The sequence below is a fragment of the Providencia rettgeri genome (assembly GCF_041075285.1).
GTDB lineage: Bacteria > Pseudomonadota > Gammaproteobacteria > Enterobacterales > Enterobacteriaceae > Providencia > Providencia rettgeri_G.
The window spans coordinates 1,123,829-1,144,122 of record NZ_CP163512.1 but is presented as its reverse complement, the minus strand read 5'-3'; the positions used below and the strand labels follow the sequence as shown (position 1 = coordinate 1,144,122).

Sequence of the window (20,294 nt, the reverse complement as noted above, 5' to 3'; positions counted from 1 at the left end):
TGGAATGCCAGTGAAGCGTACAATAGCGCTTGACTGTCAGAATAAAGAATGAAAGGTTGCTGTGATTGCTATCACATATTTCATTATAACAATAACCCTAGTGAAGGGATAGTTTCCATGGAACAACGTGTATCTTTAGACAGAGCCATTGTTTTAAATTAAATTTAATCTCATTCACCTGTTTTTTTAACCAATATTGAGCAATATGTCTTTTTCCTTACGCCCATACCAACAAGAAGCCGTCGATGCGACGATCCACTACTTCCGTAAACACACACAACCAGCCGTTATTGTGTTGCCAACGGGTGCGGGGAAAAGTTTAGTCATTGCTGAGTTAGCCCGTCTTGCCCGAGGACGCGTACTGGTCTTAGCCCATGTTAAAGAGTTGGTTGAACAAAATCATAGCAAATACCTTGCATATGGCCTTGAGGCAGATATCTTTGCCGCTGGGCTTAACCGAAAAGAGTCCCGCAGTAAGGTCGTTTTTGGCAGTGTACAATCCGTTGCACGTAACCTTAGCGCTTTCGATGGACAGTTTTCGTTAGTCATTATCGATGAATGCCATCGCATTAGTTTGAATGATAAAAGTCAATACCAGCAAATCATTCAGCATCTGCAAAAAAATAACACCGCCTTACGCATCTTAGGCCTAACTGCCACGCCCTACCGTTTAGGCAGTGGCTGGATCTATCAATATCACTACCATGGTATGGTTCGCGGTGATGAAAATTGTTTTTTCCGTGATTGTATTTATGAATTACCGTTGCACTATATGATCAAAAATAAGTTTCTCGTTCCCCCTAACCGGTTAGATATGCCAGTGCTACAGTATGACTTTAGCCAAGTATCATTGACTTCATCAGGTATTTTTAATGAGCAAGAGCTGAACCTTTCGCTGAAAAAACAACAACGTATTACACCCAAAATTGTTGCACAAATTGTTGAATATGCGTCGTCATTACAAGGCTGTATGATTTTTGCGGCGACTGTCGAACACGCAAAAGAAATTTTAAGCTATTTGCCTGAAAAATCCGCAGCCTTAGTCACTGCTGAGACCCCAGCTGCGGATCGGCAAACACTTATTCATCAGTTTAAAAAAAGAGAACTGCATTACCTTGTCAATGTTTCAGTACTTACAACTGGCTTTGATGCCCCTCATGTTAATGTGATTGCCATTTTGCGACCAACTGAATCTGTCAGCTTATATCAGCAAATAGTAGGTCGAGGCTTGCGTCTTTGCGAAGGAAAAACCGAATGCCTAATTTTAGATTATGCAGGTAATCCTCATGACTTATACCGCCCAGAGGTTGGCAGCAGTAAACCAAATTCATCCAGTGTGCCTGTTCAGGTTTTTTGTCCCCTTTGTCAATTTGCCAATATTTTTTGGGGTAAATGCACCGCTGATGGGCACATCATTGAGCACTATGGGCGTCGCTGCCAAGGCTGGGAAGAAGATGATACGGGGCAAAAGCAGCAATGTGAGTTCCGTTTTCGCTTTAAGCAATGCCCTCACTGTGGAGCTGAAAACGATATTGCGGCTCGCCGCTGCCAAAAATGCCATGAAGTTCTCACGGATCCTGATGAGATGTTAAAAGCAGCGTTAAAGTTAAAGGATGCACTGATCATTCGCTGTGGGGGGATGCAATTTATTAGCGGGAATGATTCAAAAGGCGAATGGATAAAAATCAATTACTACGATGAAGATGGCACCTGTGTCTCAGAGCGTTATCGCTTAACAACACCGGCTCAACGCCGCGCGTTCGAATACCATTTTTTGCGTAAACACCAGCGAGCGCCCGGTATACCATTTAAGTGGAATAAGGCTAACGACATTATTTTGCAACAATCATTATTACGTTATCCACAATTTATCGTCGCCCGGAAAAAAGAGCGGTATTGGGAAATTAGAGAGAAAATTTTTGATTATCAAGGTCGGTTTCGCATTGCTGCTCCCCTTTCCTGAAGCAATAAACGATCTTAAAGATTGCTGGATGAAGGTTTTTTCGATAAAATGCGCCCGCCTTTAAATTTCTCTTTCTTAATATGAGTGATTCCTAGGCCAAATCTCGAACCTGCTGCTGGGTCGCCTGTAGCAGGAATTTATATTTTCTTTTATAGAGAAATAGTAATGTTAACTATCAATGCAATTGAACGTAAAGAGCAGGGTAAGGGTGCGAGCCGCCGCCTGCGCAGAGATAACCAGCTGCCAGCTATCGTTTATGGTGGCAACCAAGAGGCTATCTCTATCACTCTGAGCCACGATGAAGTGATCAACCAAGAAAGCAAAGCAGAATTTTACGAAGTTCTGAATCTGGTTATCGATGGTAAAGAAACAAAAGTAAAAGTTCAGGCTGTTCAACGTCACCCATTTAAGCCAAAAGTGACGCACATTGACTTCCTGCGCGCTTAATTAAAGCCCACAGCCGAGCTTTAGAAATTTCGGGACGCCGAGTAAATAACGCCGCAATTGCGGCGTTATTTATTTCTATTAGATTATTTTGCAACCAATCAATTTAGTCAACTAACCACTTTTAACCTTATTTGCTACCGCGGCGCTGTAATTGATCGCGTAAGTTTGGTGGCGTACCACGAATGGTTAATGTGTCCGTCACCGGATCCCAAAAAATACGTTCTCCCATCAACATCGCATCAAAACTGATGGTAATTCCTCCCCCACTGCCTGAGAATTTAGTCAATTGTTTAAGTGTCCCTCTGTCCGCGGGGAAACTCTCTTCCAATTGATAGTCATTTTGACGCGCAAAATCATCAAAACTTTGTTCTTCGACCATAGGCAATTCTTTGGCCAATGCTTGCAATTCAATTTCTTCACCCGATTGCAGTTGCTCCGTACAATAGCTATGTACTTGCTGCCGATACGCTTGGCGGGTATTTTTATCCATCTGCGCATTATCACAAAAATCGTCCAATGCTTGGACTAAACCTTTGTTCTGCGCTTTGGCATTCAAACCTTCCGATGCAGCTAAAAAGTCCATAAAGAAATCAGAAACTTTTCGCCCTACCCGTCCTTTTAAGAACGTTAAGTAGCGTTTAGACTGTGGATTAGTTTCCCATTCAGTTAAATCAATACGCGCAACAATATCCGCATGAGGAATATCTAAATAATGTGTTGTGCCTAAATCTAACGTATCTGTGACAAACATGCTGTCACAACTATTAAGTACTGAAATCAATAAGTACTCAACTGCAAGGTAGCGATATTGGCAAAAAAGGACCACACCACCTTCCGCAAATGGGTATTTCGCTAACTCATCTCTTAAACGTACCGTCATGGCGCGGCTAAAGCCTAAAAACTCCTCCTCACCCTGACGTAAAAGTTTTAATGCATCCGCTAATTCGCTTTCTTCATTGAACTCACCAAAAGCTTTACTTTTTGCGCTATAAACGCGATGCAATTCTGCCATCATGTCTTGCACGACATCATCCGCCGTCAATAATGAATCCCGTAACATCACCTCTAAGGTTTGTTCATCTCGCTTAATCAACTGATGTAAAGCTATCTGGGTAATTTCCAGACTCATTGTTGGCTCCTTCTCCTAGCAGAAATATTATCGCTCGTATTCAAACACTGATATCTCAGCGCTGCAATAGAAACTATCATTTGCCTCATTTTTCATCATCAAATGCTGAACTAATACGCATTTTTTTAATCTGAATAAGCATTATTATCACTTAAACGAAAATTTGTTACGAAGAAAGAAGAAAAACACGCGGCTATACGCTATGATATGGAGCTTTCATTAATTTAGGATGTCTCAATTTATGCCACAATCATCTCGTTATAGTGATGAAAAAGTTGAAGGTTTACTCTCTGACCTCGTAAGTGTGTTAGAAAAAAACCATACCCCTGTTGACCTTTCCCTAATGGTGTTAGGTAATATGGTAACGAATCTGCTAAATACGTCTGTTGCACCCGCACAACGTAAAATGATTGCAGAATCCTTTGCCAATGCGTTACTTTCTTCTATAAAAGAAGATAAATCACACTAACAGATTAATGAAATAAACAGTATGGTCACCCATCAGCGCTACCGTGACAAAGTCTCTAACATGATTGGTTGGGGGCACTGGTTTGCACTATTCAATATACTGCTTAGCCTTGTGTTAAGTAGCAGCTACCTGTTTATTTTTGATTGGCCAGATACCTTAGCTGGCCGTATTTATGCTTTCGTCAGTTGGTTAGGTCATTTTAGTTTCGCGGTCTTTGCCGTTTATCTACTCATTATTTTTCCACTGACCTTTATTGTCATGTCTCAGCGACTGCTGAGGCTAATTTGTGTCGCTCTCGCCACGGCGGGTACCACACTCTTAATCTTTGATATTCGTGTTTTTAGTCAATTTGGTCTTCATCTAACACCGCAAGTATGGGATCTCGTCATCAACCCAACCAAGGGGGAAATGGCTCGCGAATGGCAACTGATGTTTATCAGCATCCCCATTATTTTCTTAGTTGAAATGCTCTTTGCGACTTGGAGTTGGCAAAAACTGCGTAGTTTAAATCGCCAAACATTTGGCAAGCCTTTAGCGGGAATTTTTATTGTGACATTTATTATGTCGCATTTAATGTACGCTTGGGCCGATGCGAATTTTTATCGTCCAATCACGATGCAACGCTATAATTACCCGCTATCACAACCGATGACTGCACGAAAATTGTTGGATAGATATGGCTTGCTTGACCTCACTGAGCACCAAAATCGCGTGTTCCAGCAAGGTAGCCCAACCGCTCTGAAGCTTAGCTACCCTCTTAAACCGCTAAGTTATTATGACCAAGGCTCAGGGTATAATTTACTTTTATTGGTGGTGGACGATCTGGGTGATAAAACGCAACAATCCTCCATGAGTTCACTCAATAACTTTAAAGAGATAAGTTCGCAGTTTACTAATCATTATACGTCTGGCTTACGTAATGATACGGCTTTGTTTGGCCTTTTCTATGGTATTTCAGCGACTTATTTTGATAACATTCTTAATGGTCGTCATCCCTCTGCCTTAGTGGAAGCGCTGCAACACCAAGGTTATCAATTTGGCTTATTTTCGACAGATGGCTTTAATTCACCATTGTTCCGCCAAGCCATTTTGTCCGATTACTCACTGCCCACTAAAAAGGCAGATAACGATACGTTAACGATTACTCAATGGACTAATTGGTTAGATAACCTCAAACATGGCTCGCCTTGGTTCTCATTCTTAAATATTAAAGGCTCCCCAGGCAGCACTAAAACCGATGAACAAATTGAGCGTGTTATCACAACATTAAAACGTGATAACCGCCTTCAAAATACCATTGTTATTATTACTGCTAACTATAATAACAATGGCAAACCAATGGATGATTGGATAAGTAATAAACAATTTAATCGGGACAAAATGCAAGTACCGATGTTGATTTACTGGCCAAATACCCCTGCTCAACAAATTAGTAAACTAACTAGCCATCAAGACATTATGGCAACCTTGATGCAAAGGTTATTGCATGTTAGTAATCAAACGGATGATTATAGCCAAGGTGAAGACTTATTTAGTAGCCAACGTGTATTGCCATGGGTGATCACTGGGGATAACAACGATGTCGTCATTACTACTGACAATGCCACCCTATATATGGATCATAACGGTCAGTTTAATATCTATGATAAGCAAGGGATTATCGAGAAAGATGCCAAACCTAATTTAGCTGAGCTTCTAAAGATTTTCACCGAATTAAAACGCTTTAATGAAAATTAGTGCTTAAATATCAACCAGTCTCGACATACGCCTCTTGATTTTAAGGCCAAATTAGGTAGTATAAACAGCAGTTCGGCATGTAGCGCAGCTTGGTAGCGCACTGTCATGGGGTGTCAGGGGTCGGAGGTTCAAATCCTCTCATGCCGACCAAAATTCCTTAGAAAAACCAACCAATTACGGTTGGTTTTTTTTATGCCTTAAATTTTATGCGGGTAAAACTCAGGTAAAACTCGGGTAAAACTATAATCACTAATTACAGTAATATTGCGTTATCACCAAGACCATATTGTTTACGTTCCGCAGCTTCCTGCTCTGCCCTTTCCGCTTCCTCTGCTGCACGTTTAGCTTCTTCTTGCGCTAATCGCTCTGCTTCTATCTTAGCGAGTCTCTCAGCTTCAGCTTGCTTGAGATTGTAGATAGAGTTGGACGGCATGTTTACACGAACGTCGACCCAGTGTCCACGAGGGATATCACAAGGCTCCCCTGGTGTTAATTCAACTTTTCCATCAAATCCGGGTATTGACTCTTCATCTTCTGTTGCTTCACGTAAAAACTCAGGATAAAGCTTGAATCGCTCATATTGAATGTTTTGAGGTAAATCATGCTTACGATAAATTGTGTATAGAACAATGTCCCCATCTTCATCTGGTTCAACAATACGTCCATCAAATGGGTGAGGTTTGCCTTTTTCTAATTCCTTAGAAAAACCAACCGTAACAGGTTGGTTTTTTTTATATATTAGATTTATTCCTAGCAATATTTCTAACTAAAAAATTTTCAAAAAAACCTATCCTCACTATTTCCAAATTTTAAAAACTCATTTACTCTTAAAGAGAGCAGAGAGTAGACTCGCTTACATGCAGTATAGTTAACGCCAAGCATTACGGGAGGTTTGTATGTTTCTCGTATATACCATCATTGTCATTGCTTTTTTCATCTCTTTGGCGACTATCGACATGCCTGATAGTGATAAAATCAGTATCGAGGTTGAAGACAAGCAGATAGGACTTATGTATGCTATGTAATATTAAATAACTGCCCTTTCAGGTTATCCCTGCAAAGGGCATTTTTATATCTTAATTAATCAACCAGTTAGATATCTAATACATATAACTACGCTAATTTGAAAATTTAGATGATACAGTTCCAAAGCTTATCTACTGCTATATCGCTGATTTAAATTACCTAATCGTCAAATTTATAATAATGTTTTATCCATCACGACTGTTTGCAACATTTGATTAAATCGCTGATAAGTCTGTTTATCTATTGCCCGCGGATAGCTTAACACCTTTAGTTCATGGGGCTTATTTTCAGGGTAGTAGCTTGGGTGTGCATGTGCATATTCATTTTGTTGGAAACCGCAGTGCTGGTAAAAAGAGAGTCGCTTCCTGCTCACTTCATCAATAACAGGGTCAATTTCTAGGATAACTTGGCCTACATCATGACAAAATTGCTTTAATATTTTTTGTCCATAACCTTGTCCTCTAAGAAGATCAGAAATGGCGAGATGTTCAATGTAAAAATAGTCATTTATTTTCCAACTGCCAATAAAACCAACAAACGCGTTATTATCTGTAAAATAATATAGATAATAATCCTCATGGCTTAAAATTGACTCACGACCTTGGTAACTTCTCTGTTCATAAAGTGGAAATGCCTTATCATAAAGATGATTAACAACATTGTTCTCGTTTATATTTTCCCTAGAAATTCTGATTGATTGTAACATTTAGCCTTATACTCATCGTTATGTGTAGACAATTGCATTTTTAGAATACGGATTTTAAAAAATCTGACAATCATTTTATCCATTGTGGCTTTATCACTCAAATACCATAATTTATTGTTTTGATTGTTCATTATTTCAAATCCCTCAAGATATGGGCGCGAATTCAACTTATCTAAAAAAAATTGTTATATTCATCTTGACTTTTTTGCTATATATATCTAAAAATACTGTATATTAACACAGTGTTTAGTCGAGGCTATTATGTTACGGATTGAAGTTTTGTTTGATAAAAACGCCCCACAAAAACCAAGCACAAACGTTTTACATGCTCTTGAATCTGAAATTATACGTAAGCTAAAAAATCAGTATCCTGACATGGTAACTCGTGTAGGCTTTAGCTCTCAGCAACGTGTGAATATTTCAGGCACAAAGATGTCTGAAGATAAAATTCGCATAGAAGAAATATTAGAAGAAATTTGGTTAGATGACGGGTGGATCCCTGAAGAAAATACCGCTGAGTAAATTTTATGGGCAAAAGGAATGTTAGAGGTAAATGAAACATTCCTTTATGTTATTAAAATTAAAACTCGTAACGAAAACCGGTTAGTCCTACAAAACCTAATTTTTGTTCTGTTAACGAGCTCTTACCGGCATCGCCAATTAAATAATACGCGGCAATACCTGTATATAATGTGAGATTACTATCGACTTTATAATTTAGAATCGCTGAACCATGAACATCTTTAAAACCACTACCCGCATCATATTCTGCAAACTTAGATTTGCTAGCTTGCTGTCTGGAAACGCCAAAATAGGCTTGATTATAGGCTTTGTTTCCCCAAACGGTTGCTAAATTATATTCCATTTCCCATGAGTCATTGATTTTGTAGTTTGTGTTCAGACCTAATTCGACAGTGACAGCTCGACCTATGTGGCGACCACCATAATGCCGATTTTTTGTGGCGATATCACTCATCAGGTAAAACTCGTAATCACTTAATGTATAATATAGCCCAGCACCCACTAGCAAGGAACCATCTAAGTCTCCCATCCCCTTTAGATCGCTATTTTTATGGCCAAGCAGACCAATTTTTTCATCACGACCATAATCGTAACCCAATGAACTGACAAAACTGAGATTATCGGTTAAACCTATTCCCCATGCAGCTCCTTCAATCCCGAGACTAAATACACCGTAATCATCAGAAAGATAAGTATAGGCTGCCTCTAAGTTTGGTCCAAACTGGTATTTTTTTGAACCTTCATAAACGGGTGCTATATTTCCCCCAGCGCCGACAACAAATGTACTTTCCCCTGCAAGAACACTGCTATATGGCAAAATACTAATCATTAATGCTACAATTTTTTTCATTTTCTATTTACACTCGTCTTGATTAATAAATTTTTTGCCTTAAAAAGGTTTTAATTTCTTTTAGTGGGCTTAATTTGTTTTTTCTTTCATCTGAAAGCCGTGCTTGTGAAATACACTTGTTAACATCAGTACAAGTTGATATTTCATTAATAGAAATACCTGAGAAATGAATACTTGATGTTTTATTGAAATCTTTTCCCATCATTATCAAAGCGATGAGAATAACGACAATAAATATTGGTACTTCATAAAAAGCTTGTTTCATCATCAGTGCTCTTATTCTTAGTAAGATGCAAGAATAATAATCAGTCTATATTTTTGTACCTTAAAACTGGGTTAAACCAACCTTAAGATAAACTTAAATCTAAACTGAACTTGAGATGACTAGATATTGTCTGCTCCCCATTGGCTGCTTATACTGGCTGCCAGAGGTGATAATATGAATATCCTATTAGTAGAAGATGATCTCCAACTGGGGAAAGCACTTTGCCGTGGCCTTGAATTGGCAGGTTTTAATCCATGTTGGGTGCGATTACTCGCAGATGCTAAATCGCAGCTCGCTTCTCGCAATTTTGATTTAATGCTATTAGATTTAGGGTTACCTGATGGTGATGGTCATGATGAGTTAATTGCATGGCGACAATCTGGAGAATCAATTCCGATTATTATATTAACTGCACGAAATCAAATGGATAATTTGGTTTCTAGCTTAGACTCAGGCGCGGATGATTTTTTAACTAAGCCCTTTGCAATGCCAGAACTTATTTCTCGCGTTAAAGCTGTAAGCCGGAGAATGGCTGGATTTTCATCGGAGATTTGGCAGTTAGGTAATTTACAATTAAATCCGTTAAATCATCAAGTCACACTCAATGATCAACTCCTTCTGCTTTCTGGAAAAGAGTATTTATTGTTGTATGAGTTAATTAAGAACGCGGATAATGTTGTCCGAAAAACAGATTTAGAGCAGCGACTCTTTGGTATTGATGATGTGGAAAGCAACTCTTTAGAAGTCCATATCCATAATTTGCGCCGCAAGATAGGTAAAGATCGTATTATTACTATCCGTGGTATCGGTTATTTATTAAAAAAAGAAGCTTAGCCAAGTGAAAGTTAAATCATTTTTTATTTATACCTTCGGCTTACAAATTAGCTCTGTCATTTTTCTATGGCTAATATTAGTAGGGTGGCTTCAATTTTTCTATTGGCCGTCAATTCATGAGGAATTGAATAAACAGCAAGAGATCATTACCCAAGGGTTTGCCAAGACATTAAGCGTTGTTTCCGAACACCCTGAATATGTCAACGAAATTGCAGATAACCTGCAAAAACTCTATGCAGATGCAATGGAGAATGGTGATGAAATAACCTACCGCCCTTTTATGGTAGTCAGAGACCGAGAAGGCAACGTATTTTATCGTAATAGTGAAAAGTTAAATGTTCCTTCATTAAAATCCGTTTCAGAATTAACTAGATTATATCAAGACTGGCATTTTACATCCGCTTGGGATAACACAAATACATTCGAACTTGTCATCGCAGAATCCTATAGTGACAGAAAATCACTATTAGGAACCCCTGCAGAAGGTACTGCTATCCCACTGGCTTTTATTTTAGGGATAATGCTACTGGCTATCTTAATTACTGCCTATTTTAGTTTAAGGCCATTAAGGCAAGCTGCAAAGCTTATCTCCAGTCGCCAACCCGGCAATTTAACACCTATTGAAGTTAAAGAACAATATAAAGAAATTCGCCCCATTATTAACGCGATCAATAGTTTGATGGCTCGTGTCGATGCCGCTAATCAGCGAGAAAAACGCTTTATGGCAGATGCTGCTCATGAACTACGTACGCCTATTGCTGCTGTTATCGCCCAATTGCATTTATTAATGCAAATCGATAACCCAAAAGAAAAAGAAGAAATTATCAATGATATGCAAGAAACACTAAACCGTGCTGCCTCTTTATCCCACCAACTGATTGATTTAGCGCGTTTAGAAGCCGAAGATTTCTCATTAAATAAAGAACAAATCGATTTACCGGCCTTAATCAGTACGATTATTTCTTCCCATATTCCTTATGCCATTAACAAAAATATTGATGTTGAACTTCAAAGTCCAGATTCTTTCTATATAGTGACAGATAAGCTAGCCCTGACCAATATTTTTACTAATTTAATTGAAAATGCGATTAAATATTGTCCTGAAAAGGGAAGAATTAAAGTTTCAATTAAAGACTTAACCCCCTTTGGCGCGACCATCTCATTGCAAGACAATGGACGAGGTATTCCAGAACAAAGCCGTCAGCTCATTTTCTCTCGCTTTTACCGAGTCCCGGGCACAATGGAAACAGGCAGCGGATTAGGCTTATCTATCGCCCATAATTTAGCCACGAAAATTGGTGCTGTAATTAGAGTTACTGATGGGTTAGATAATCAAGGGATTGGTTTCATTATTGATTTACCCTAAATCGAATTCTGTAATTGAGTTAACAGCATTGTCGCTAGTTTGTAGTTAGAATGACTCTTTCTAAGTTAATATACTTATACCAAAAGAGGCAATAATGTCCAAAGCATTAGTAATTATTGATCTCATTGAAGAGATAATTGGTAAAAATGGCTTATCAAATTCTAGCTATCAACAAACCTATGAGCGCAATATTGTCCAAAAAGCCAATCAAGCTGCAGAGCATGCAAGAAAGCTCCGGATCCCTGTTATTTGGGTAAAAGTCGGTTTTTCAGATAATTATCATGATATTCCCGCTGGCTCCCCCATGTTTCAGCACGCAAAAGAGATCGGGGCATTAAAATTAAGTGATAGTGGCTGTAATTGGGTACACGACCTTGATGTGGGATTTCGCGACCCAGTCATGATCAAAAAAGGAGTCTCTGCATTTGCGGGTAATCATTTCCATAAATGGCTAACAAATAATGGCATTACACAATTATTTATTGGTGGCGTGAGTACCGTAAAAACCATTCAAAGCACAGCTCGTGAAGCCCATGACTTAGGTTATTACGTCACTATTTTAGAGGATTTATGTGCCGCACCAACGCTTGAGCTTCATCAGCAAAGTATTCAAGCACTAGATGGCATGGTGGCAGTTTCTTCCGTTAAGGAATTTTTGCAATTAAAATAGCTGGCTTTTTGCTTATTTTATATTTTCTAGGTAAATCTCACGTAGCCGGATAGCATTTTTTCCCGGCTTTCCTTCACCAATGACCTTATTATTAATATTGATGACCGGGCAAACTAATGTTGTTGCAGAGGTTATAAAGACCTCTTTCGCCATTAGCATTTCTTCAAGACTAAATGCTTTCTCAATAATCGATATCCCTTGCTCTTTAGCCAGTGAGAGAACCGCTTTTCGTGTAATCCCCGGCAAGATCTCATGATCTAATTCACGAGTTTGTAATTGATTGTGTCGGTTGATAATAAAGCAATTACTGGAGCTCCCTTCAGTGACAATATCCCCCTTAACGAAAATTGCATCATCCGCCCCTTGCTGCTTGGCATACTCTTTCGCTAAAGACGCCGCTAATAAAGCAACTGATTTAATATCACACCGCGCCCAACGGATGTCTTCAACCGTCACAGCCTTAATTCCATTTTGCACTTTAGGGTTATCGATAATGTTAGTCTTTTGTGCAAACATTACGAGTGTTGGCTGTACATCTTTATCGGGAAATAAAAAATCACGCTGTTTCGCATTCCCACGGGTGACTTGAAGATAAATAAGACCTTCATTGATATTATTACGTTCAATTAATTGCCTATGGATTTGTTTAATTTCATCTATGCTATAGGGTAAAGCAAGTTGCAGTTCATGGCATGAGCGTTGTAAACGTACTATGTGACGCTCAAAATCCACCAATTTACCATTGATAATCGCCGTGACTTCATACACGGCATCTGCAAACAGAAAACCTCGGTCAAAAACAGACACTTTCGCTTGTTCTTCATGCACATATCGACCATTTACATAAACTATCATTAGCTGCATCCTTTTAATTAGTCTATTAATTTTATTTTGTACAATTAACCATACATCATATTCAATGATCTGCACTGATTCCTTTGCTGTTATCTTACAGAATTAAAGCAACACATTGAATAACGCAGTATAGGAAGCAATAAACACATTGAATAGCCATATTAAAATTATGTTTAATTTTTAAAATAATTTTTAGGATTAACTTGACATTAACAAGCCAGTGACTAAAATGCTCATACGTGATCAAGATCACACTTAACAATCGGAGTTAACCATGAGCAGCATTAAAGAATTTATCAGCAATCTGCAAGAAGTTGTTGAATTACTTTCAAAACGTTTTATGTAAGAGTGTTGTTTTCTAGTCAATCTAACCTTTCATTTACCTTATCATTAGCGTTAATTTGCAAATAGTTTGCACAGCGGCTTTGATTATAAGCCGCTTTTTTATGCATACTGCCCTGTAAATTCGTTAAATTTAAGTCATTAACTTCACGCACATTCCGCTAAAAATCAACTATTGGATCACACTATTATCATCAAAGTGATTTAATTATTACTCCAATATTTACCGCTGCCATAAATTATTAAGACAGAGTTTTATTTTTCTCATGGTGAAATTAAAATCTGTCCGTGATAGTCTTTCTTAGTAACTAAACCTTTTGATACAGATAAACTGCAATTAAAACATCGTAATAGAAGGAGAACACATGCAGCAGCAACTGCTCGACTGGGTACACCAGTTTAATCAAGACTATGCCAACTTTGCTTCTTTACTTATGGTCCTTGGGCTCATTCTAATTGTTGCCCTTGTCTTACACTTTTTTTTACACAAAATATTACTTCCTACGTTAGAAAAACGTGGGCAAAAATCCGCAGGTAGTTGGCCACATCTACTCACCCAACATAATCTTTTCAATCGAATCGCATTTGTGATCCAAGGGGTTGTGGTCAATATTCAAGCAAGCTTGTGGCTATCTACGGGCTCAACAGCACAAACAGTGCTTAAGGTTGGGTCACAAGCATGGTGTCTGCTATTTGGCTTATTAACCATTTATTCCATACTTGATATTGTATTAGGTATTTTACAACGTGCCGCTAAAACCGCTCACCTTCCCCTACGCGGGATCTTCCAAAGTATTAAGTTAATTGCGTCCATACTGATCGCCATCATGATCATTGCACTGCTTATTGGTAAGTCTCCACTGATTATTTTAAGTGGACTCGGCGCTATGACCGCAGTGATGATGTTGGTATTTAAAGACCCTATAATGGGCTTAGTTGCTGGTATACAATTGTCCGCTAATAATATGGTGAATATTGGCGATTGGTTAGAAATGCCCAAATATGGTGCAGATGGTGCCGTCATTGATATTGGCTTAACCACAGTTAAAGTCCGTAATTGGGATAACACCGTCACAACTATTCCAACATATGCCTTAATTTCGGATTCTTTTAAAAACTGGAAAGGCATGACAGAATCAGGTGGACGTCGAATAAAACGTAGCTTTCGTATTGATGCCACCAGTGTGCACTTTTTAACACCTGAAGAGATAGCACACTATGAAAAAGCTAATTTACTTGAGCCTTATATGGGCAAAAAAGTGTCTGAAATTAATGTCTTTAACTCAGCAATACCCAATGATAAAGCAGTACCGTTAAATCAACGCCGCTTAACCAATATTGGGACATTCCGTGCATATATTGACGCTTATTTAAAAGCACATCCTGATATTCATAAAAAAATGACGATTATGGTGAGGCAGTTAGAGTCTGACTCCAACGGCATCCCAATCGAAATTTATGCCTTTACGAATACCACGGTTTGGGTTGAATATGAAAGGATCCAATCAGATATCTTTGACCATATTTTTTCCATCTTGCCACAGTTTAATTTGATGCCACATCAATCGCCTACCGGAAATGACGTTAGGTTAATTAATCAATCGGCAGTAAAACCGTTAAACCCAAGTGATTAGTTAAGTTTACTTATTTGTTTACAACTAAAGTAGTATTTTAAAAGAGGGTTTCCCCCTCTTTTTCCTTACTTCCCCACTTATCTCTATATAATAAAAAACATAACGATAGTTAATAAAAACAGAACTAAATTCCTCCATAGCTTAAAAAAACTCCTTATAAATTATACAAATACATCTAATTTATCCGAAACAACATTGATGTATGTCATGTAACTCAACAGAGACTTTTTTTAACATATAAAACAAGAAAGTAATGTTGTTATTTACATATAGGCAATGTCGATGCATAAAATTAAAAAAAATACTCAATTTGGAGAACTGAGCAGGAGGGAGTTTATACAGACTTCTGCAACCGTTGCGGGTGTCGCCGCAGTGGCTGGCTCAATCACTCTCCCCTTTTCTGCTCAAGCAAAAGCACCAGCAATCATGCCTGACGAAGTTAGCGAAAAAATCAGTTATAGCGCATGCTTAGTTAACTGTGGAAGTCGCTGCCCTCTTAAGGTCCATGTTAAAGACGGTGTTATCACACGCATTTCTAACGAAACCATGTATGATGATTCGACTTTAGGCGAACACCAAATTCGTCCATGTCTACGTGGCCGCTCTGTACGTTGGAAAACCTACAACCCAGATCGTTTAAAATACCCAATGGTGCGAGTGGGTAAACGTGGTGAAGGTAAATTCAAAAAGATCACTTGGGATGAAGCAACCACCATCATCGCTGAAAAACTGAAGTATACTATTGATAAATATGGTAGTGATGCCATTTATTACCAATACGGTACTGGCTCAACAGGTGCAAACCTGCATGGTCGTGCTGCGTGCAAACGCTTACTCAGTTTAACGGGCGGTTTTTTAGGTGATTACGGTACCTATTCATACGCTCAATTAATGGAAATTACACCATACGTGTATGGTAGCGTTGAAGAATCTTATTTATCCGAAATCCAAAACTCTGATTTAGTCGTCATGTTTGGTCACAACCTCGCTGAAACTCGGATGTCCGGTGGTGGTCAATTCTATGAAACACTCAATGCCTTAGATAAAAGTAAAGCAAAAGTCATTATTATTGACCCACGCCGCACTGACAGCGTCACCACATTGGGCGCAGAGTGGATCCCTATTTATCCTGGCACTGATGCTGCATTAGTCGCAGCGCTCGGTTATGTGATGATCCAAGAAGGGTTAACTGACGAAGAATTCCTAAAAAATTATTGTGTGGGCTGGGATGAATCTACACTTCCAGCGTCAGCACCACGTAATGGTTCATACAAAGATTATATTTTAGGTAATGGCCCTGACGGTATCGTTAAAACCCCTGAATGGGCAAGTAAGCTGACGGGGATTTCTGTTGCTCGCATTACCCAATTAGCCCGTGAAATTGGTAATGCAAACCGTGCTTGGATTTCACAAGGCTGGGGGTTACAACGCACTGAAAATGGTGAACAAGCATGCCGTTCTATCATGATGCTGCCATTAATGTCAGGCAATATTGGTCGTGCTGGCACCAATACCGGCCTATGGGGTAATAGTTACACTTACCCAGTCGCAGGCTTTGCATTACCAAATCCTGTAAAAGCGATGATCCCAACTTATATGTGGTCTGAAGCTATTGTTCGCGGTAAAGAATTGACGGCGGAAAATGGCGGTGTTAAAGGTGTCGACAAACTGGAAAATGACATCAAATTTATGTGGTGTTACTCCAGTAACGTCATTGGTAACCAACATGGCGATTTGAATAAAACCCATGAAATCCTCGCTGATGAGTCTAAGTGTGAGTTTATTTTAGTATGGGATAACCACGATACACCGTCCGCCAAATATGCTGATTTGCTGTTACCGGACGTTACCCCTGTTGAAACTAACGACCTAATTAATAACTCCTATGCAAGTGGTGCCTATCATTACCTTGTGCGCTTGCAAAATGCGATTGAGCCACTATGGGAAAACCGTCCTAATTATGACGTATTAGCCGAAATTGCTGAAAAAATGGGCGTTAAAGATCAATTCACTGAAGGTCGCACTTACGCAGAGTGGATTGAGTTTTGTTACAACCAAACACGTGAAAAAATGCCTCATCTTCCTGAATTTAGTGAAACAGACGGTGCAGGTATCATCGACCGTAACTTCTTAAATAGCAGCGAAAATATTGCACTGAAAAAATTCCGTGATGACCCAATTAACAATCCGCTAAAAACACCTTCAGGAAAAATTGAAATTTATTCAGAACAACTTGCTGAACGTGTTAAGAACTGGGAATTACCTGAAGGTCAAAGGATCCCTGCTATTCCTGAATATTGTGTGAACAAAGAAGGTGTTGAGGCGCAAGCTAAAGACCAAAAACACACTTTATTGATGACTGGTTTCCACGATAAAGGCCATGTGCATTCAACTTATTATAATGTTGCGATGCTGCGTGAGGCTATTCCTCATCAATTCTGGTTAAATCCAATTGATGCACAACAACGTGGCTTAAATAATGGTGATTTGGCTGAAATCTTCAATGATCGTGGCCGTATTCAAATTAAAGTAAAAGTGACTGAGCGTGTACTACCCGGTGTTATCGCTGTTCCTCAGGGCGCATGGCGTACCCTAAATAGTGAAGGTTTAGATGTTGGTGGTTGTATCAATACCTTAACTTCACATGTTCCTTCCCCACTGGCAAAAGGAACACCACAGCATACCAACCTTGTTGAAGTCAAACGCGCTTAAGGAGTTAAATGATGAAACAGTATGGCTTTTATTTTGACTCCACAAAATGCACTGGCTGTAAAACCTGTCAAGTCAGTTGTAAGGACGAAAAAGATTTAGATTTAGGCCCTAAATTCCGCCGTGTATACGAGTTTGGTGGTGGTAGCTGGCAAAAACAAGATGGCATTTGGCAGCAAAATGTTTTTAATTATTATCTGTCAATTTCCTGTAACCACTGTTCAAACCCAACATGTGTTGCAGGTTGTCCGACAGGTGCTATGCATAAACGTGAAGAAGACGGTTTAGTGGTTGTTGACCAATCTATCTGCGTCGGTTGCCGTTATTGTGAATTGCGTTGTCCATACGGCGCTCCGCAATTCGATGAGAAGAAAAAATTGATGAGTAAATGCGACGGTTGCTATGAACGTGTCGCAAAAGGCATGAAGCCAGTGTGTGTTGAGTCCTGCCCGCAACGCGCTTTAGACTTCGATGATATTAATGTTCTGCGTGAATTACATGGTACGGAATGTGGGATTGCACCGATGCCAGATCCAAGTTTCACCAATCCGAACATTGTTATCAAACCCCATAAAGACGCGAAGCCATTTGGCGATAAAAGCGGCGAACTGAAAAACCCAGCGGAGGTGTAAAATGCATGAGTTACCATTAGTTTTTTTCACCGTCTTAGGGCAATCTGCCGCTGGACTGTTCTTGCTGGCATATTTGAGTCGCAAAATGGGCGCTATTGATGATAAGCAATTAAAAACAGCCAATATTATTGCTTTCATTATTATGATCGTTGGCTTGGCCATCGGTGGGTTACACGTGGGTCAACCACTGCGCTTCTTTAATATGCTATTAGGGGTTGGTCGCTCACCAATGAGTAACGAGGCCTTCTTAAGTGGCGTATTTGTTGGCTGTGCTGCGGCAACTTTATTTTTCACGTTGTTCTTCAAAAATAACATGTTACGTGAATTAGCCAATATTGCAGCAGTGGTTTCTGGGTTAGCCTTTGTATGGTCAATTCCGCAAGTGTATAACATCGCAACGATTGCCAATTGGAATACCGGCTACACGACGTTACAAATGTGGATGACGATGCTAGTCGGCGGTGGCGCACTTGCTATTGCGGTTGGTGCTCGCGGATTAGGTATTGCTGCTTTCCTTATTGGTACCTTTGCCATTTTTGCCAGCCGTGCAGGATACCAAGCATTCTTAACGGAAACAGGTCCTGTTCTTAGTGGTGAACAAACGGGCTTTTGGGGATTCCAAGTGGTTGTATTAGCAATAGCTTTAGCTGCATTTGTTGGAATGGCTCTAAAACAACGTGCACCGAAAGCGACATTAGCCACCTGTGCTGCGGCTGTTTTACTTGCTGAACTTGCTGGTCGTATTGCTTTCTATAACTTATGGCAGATCACCATGTAACCCTTTGTTGTTGCTGTGTTAAAATGATTTATCAAAGAACTCCTAAAGGAGTTCTTTGTTTAAGGGGTAAAATCCCCTGTAATGAATATCTCGCTGTAGCACAAAATATAATGGATAAAAACATGTTTGACACCACCTTACTCCGCATTCTCGGTGCGTTTTTTTACTACCCTCCACAATCAGAAACTTTACAGAACGTCTACCCTATTTTAAGTGAAATTTCACAAATGTACTCATGGGAAGACCCAGAACAAGTACAGACTATTTTCGCGTCGTTAGCACAAATATCCCCTGATGCTATTGCTTATGATTACTCTGTATTATTTGAAGGACAAGGCACCATGCCTGCCCCTCCTTGGGGATCGGTGTACCTTGAACATGATAATACTGTAATGGGTGAATCAACTATGGCTTATCGAAACTTGCTTCAATCGAAAGGATTAGTGACTGATACTGGCATCCGCGAGCCTGAAGACCAGTTTGGCTTGATGCTAATGGCTATTTCTGCATTGGCGGAACAAGGGGAAGATGAGGCCATTGTTGAATTACTGGAACAACACTTATTACCTTGGGCTTACCGCTACTTGACTCTGGTTCAACAAGCACAAACAGAACACACCTTCTACCCAAACCTCGCCAGAGTAACTGAAATTTACTTAAAAAATTTGCAACAGCAGCTTGAATTAGTCCCTAATCAAGTAGAGTTATTTCGCTAATTCATTCAAATGCCAAAGAGCAAGCGCAAGCAATCTGCTCTTTGGTTGTTTTCGCCACTAAAATGAGGAGTTTGGCTCTTGCAAGAACGCCAGTTCTTCTTGAGTCGATGGACGGCCTAAAATCGCGTTGCGATGTGGATAACGACCAAACTTATCAATAATTGCTTTATGGCGCATTTCATAATCTAACGTGCTGTCATCCCCTAACATGCGAAATAACTCCACCGCTTGTAAATGAATAAAGCTGGACTCCGAATGCATGTAAGGCATCAAAATAAATTTACGTTGCGATAACGTGAGCAAATTATAATCATGCTGTTTTATTGCTTCTTGCGCGAGAGCTAACGCCATCGGATCCTGTGCAAAAGCTCGCGGCGTATTACGCCACAAATTACGTGAAAATTGATCGAGTACAATAATTTCCGCTAAACGTCCACGAATTGAAGCTCGCCAATAGGCGAGTTCCCCCTTAGCTGCACGCTCACAAGTGGCTGAAAAACGACGAGCTATTGTCGAATCAAATTTTGTATTTTTTTCAAACCACTGTTTTGGCGTTGACTCTTCAAACCAAAATGAAAGCACTTCTTCCATGGCATTCATCATATATTCCTATCGCTTTTCTTATTAGACGTTATCGTAATCCT

The 20,294-nt window shown here is 39.5% G+C and carries 21 protein-coding genes and 1 tRNA gene; 15 read left to right on the top strand and 7 right to left on the bottom strand.

The annotated features are described in order from the left end of the window. The first annotated feature begins 205 nt into the window (after window positions 1-205). Entirely contained in the window at window positions 206-1,963 is a 1,758-nt protein-coding gene (locus AB6N04_RS05145; protein WP_369310829.1) for a DEAD/DEAH box helicase, read from the top strand. Between the two features lie 165 nt (window positions 1,964-2,128). Further along, window positions 2,129-2,410 carry a 50S ribosomal protein L25 gene (gene rplY, locus AB6N04_RS05140; RefSeq protein WP_369310828.1) on the top strand — a complete coding sequence of 94 codons (282 nt, stop codon included), beginning with the start codon at window positions 2,129-2,131 and terminating at the stop codon, window positions 2,408-2,410. A gap of 127 nt (window positions 2,411-2,537) precedes the next feature. Here rplY and yejK read toward each other — a convergent pair whose 3' ends face one another. Further along, complete coding sequence (yejK, locus tag AB6N04_RS05135; RefSeq protein WP_369310827.1) at window positions 2,538-3,539, bottom strand: nucleoid-associated protein YejK; 1,002 nt, start codon at window positions 3,537-3,539, stop codon at window positions 2,538-2,540. 241 nt (window positions 3,540-3,780) lie between these two features. Here yejK and AB6N04_RS05130 point away from each other — a divergent pair, with 241 nt between their 5' ends. From AB6N04_RS05130 to AB6N04_RS05120, 3 genes are all read left to right on the top strand, one after another. Then, complete coding sequence (locus tag AB6N04_RS05130) at window positions 3,781-4,008, top strand: YejL family protein (protein WP_369310826.1); 228 nt, start codon at window positions 3,781-3,783, stop codon at window positions 4,006-4,008. 21 nt (window positions 4,009-4,029) lie between these two features. Further along, window positions 4,030-5,745 (top strand): LPS biosynthesis-modulating metalloenzyme YejM, encoded by a 1,716-nt coding sequence (gene yejM / locus AB6N04_RS05125; protein ID WP_369310825.1) that lies wholly within the window; start codon window positions 4,030-4,032, stop codon window positions 5,743-5,745. A gap of 73 nt (window positions 5,746-5,818) precedes the next feature. After that, window positions 5,819-5,895, top strand: a tRNA-Pro gene (locus AB6N04_RS05120). A gap of 103 nt (window positions 5,896-5,998) precedes the next feature. On the opposite strand, the gene AB6N04_RS05115 is transcribed toward AB6N04_RS05120, so the two are convergent. After that, entirely contained in the window at window positions 5,999-6,502 is a 504-nt protein-coding gene (locus AB6N04_RS05115) for a hypothetical protein (RefSeq protein WP_369310824.1), read from the bottom strand. A gap of 139 nt (window positions 6,503-6,641) precedes the next feature. On the opposite strand from AB6N04_RS05115, the gene AB6N04_RS05110 reads away from it, so the two are divergent. After that, the gene (locus AB6N04_RS05110; protein ID WP_369310823.1) at window positions 6,642-6,770 is read left to right on the top strand and encodes a hypothetical protein; all 129 of its coding nucleotides are present in this window, start codon (window positions 6,642-6,644) and stop codon (window positions 6,768-6,770) included. Window positions 6,771-6,943: 173 nt separating this feature from the next. Here the strand turns inward: AB6N04_RS05110 and AB6N04_RS05105 are convergent, their stop codons facing one another. Continuing rightward, window positions 6,944-7,477, bottom strand: a complete 534-nt coding sequence (locus tag AB6N04_RS05105; RefSeq protein WP_369310822.1) for a GNAT family N-acetyltransferase — start codon at window positions 7,475-7,477, stop codon at window positions 6,944-6,946. A gap of 261 nt (window positions 7,478-7,738) precedes the next feature. On the opposite strand from AB6N04_RS05105, the gene AB6N04_RS05100 reads away from it, so the two are divergent. Further along, a complete protein-coding gene (locus AB6N04_RS05100; protein WP_369310821.1) occupies window positions 7,739-7,999 on the top strand; it encodes a DinI-like family protein in 261 nt (86 codons plus the stop codon). A 58-nt stretch (window positions 8,000-8,057) separates the two neighbouring features. On the opposite strand, the gene AB6N04_RS05095 is transcribed toward AB6N04_RS05100, so the two are convergent. Continuing rightward, a complete protein-coding gene (locus tag AB6N04_RS05095) occupies window positions 8,058-8,849 on the bottom strand; it encodes a MipA/OmpV family protein (protein ID WP_369310820.1) in 792 nt (263 codons plus the stop codon). Window positions 8,850-8,871: 22 nt separating this feature from the next. Further along, complete coding sequence (locus AB6N04_RS05090; RefSeq protein WP_369310819.1) at window positions 8,872-9,117, bottom strand: hypothetical protein; 246 nt, start codon at window positions 9,115-9,117, stop codon at window positions 8,872-8,874. 171 nt (window positions 9,118-9,288) lie between these two features. Between AB6N04_RS05090 and AB6N04_RS05085 the strand changes: the two genes are divergently transcribed. The 3 genes from AB6N04_RS05085 to AB6N04_RS05075 all read left to right on the top strand — a co-directional run bounded on the left by AB6N04_RS05085 (window position 9,289) and on the right by AB6N04_RS05075 (window position 11,984). Beyond that, window positions 9,289-9,948: a response regulator gene (locus AB6N04_RS05085; RefSeq protein ID WP_369310818.1), complete on the top strand. Its 660-nt coding sequence runs from the start codon at window positions 9,289-9,291 to the stop codon at window positions 9,946-9,948. Window positions 9,949-9,952: 4 nt separating this feature from the next. Beyond that, the gene (locus tag AB6N04_RS05080) at window positions 9,953-11,314 is read left to right on the top strand and encodes a sensor histidine kinase (protein ID WP_369310817.1); all 1,362 of its coding nucleotides are present in this window, start codon (window positions 9,953-9,955) and stop codon (window positions 11,312-11,314) included. Between the two features lie 94 nt (window positions 11,315-11,408). Next, entirely contained in the window at window positions 11,409-11,984 is a 576-nt protein-coding gene (locus AB6N04_RS05075; RefSeq protein WP_369310816.1) for a cysteine hydrolase family protein, read from the top strand. A gap of 12 nt (window positions 11,985-11,996) precedes the next feature. Here AB6N04_RS05075 and dat read toward each other — a convergent pair whose 3' ends face one another. Beyond that, on the bottom strand, window positions 11,997-12,848 hold the full coding sequence (gene dat / locus AB6N04_RS05070) for a D-amino-acid transaminase (protein WP_369311985.1): 852 nt from the start codon (window positions 12,846-12,848) through the stop codon (window positions 11,997-11,999). Between the two features lie 698 nt (window positions 12,849-13,546). On the opposite strand from dat, the gene AB6N04_RS05065 reads away from it, so the two are divergent. From AB6N04_RS05065 to dmsD, 5 genes are all read left to right on the top strand, one after another. Continuing rightward, window positions 13,547-14,815 carry a mechanosensitive ion channel family protein gene (locus AB6N04_RS05065; RefSeq protein ID WP_369310815.1) on the top strand — a complete coding sequence of 423 codons (1,269 nt, stop codon included), beginning with the start codon at window positions 13,547-13,549 and terminating at the stop codon, window positions 14,813-14,815. A 282-nt stretch (window positions 14,816-15,097) separates the two neighbouring features. Next, window positions 15,098-17,527: a DMSO/selenate family reductase complex A subunit gene (locus AB6N04_RS05060; protein ID WP_369310814.1), complete on the top strand. Its 2,430-nt coding sequence runs from the start codon at window positions 15,098-15,100 to the stop codon at window positions 17,525-17,527. An 11-nt stretch (window positions 17,528-17,538) separates the two neighbouring features. Beyond that, window positions 17,539-18,156 (top strand): DMSO/selenate family reductase complex B subunit, encoded by a 618-nt coding sequence (locus AB6N04_RS05055; RefSeq protein ID WP_206082307.1) that lies wholly within the window; start codon window positions 17,539-17,541, stop codon window positions 18,154-18,156. 1 nt (window position 18,157) lies between these two features. After that, window positions 18,158-18,934 carry a dimethyl sulfoxide reductase anchor subunit family protein gene (locus AB6N04_RS05050; RefSeq protein WP_369310813.1) on the top strand — a complete coding sequence of 259 codons (777 nt, stop codon included), beginning with the start codon at window positions 18,158-18,160 and terminating at the stop codon, window positions 18,932-18,934. Between the two features lie 122 nt (window positions 18,935-19,056). Further along, on the top strand, window positions 19,057-19,650 hold the full coding sequence (gene dmsD, locus AB6N04_RS05045; RefSeq protein ID WP_369310812.1) for a Tat proofreading chaperone DmsD: 594 nt from the start codon (window positions 19,057-19,059) through the stop codon (window positions 19,648-19,650). 57 nt (window positions 19,651-19,707) lie between these two features. Here the strand turns inward: dmsD and AB6N04_RS05040 are convergent, their stop codons facing one another. Continuing rightward, complete coding sequence (locus tag AB6N04_RS05040) at window positions 19,708-20,250, bottom strand: DUF924 family protein (RefSeq protein ID WP_369311983.1); 543 nt, start codon at window positions 20,248-20,250, stop codon at window positions 19,708-19,710. Window positions 20,251-20,294: the final 44 nt, after the last annotated feature.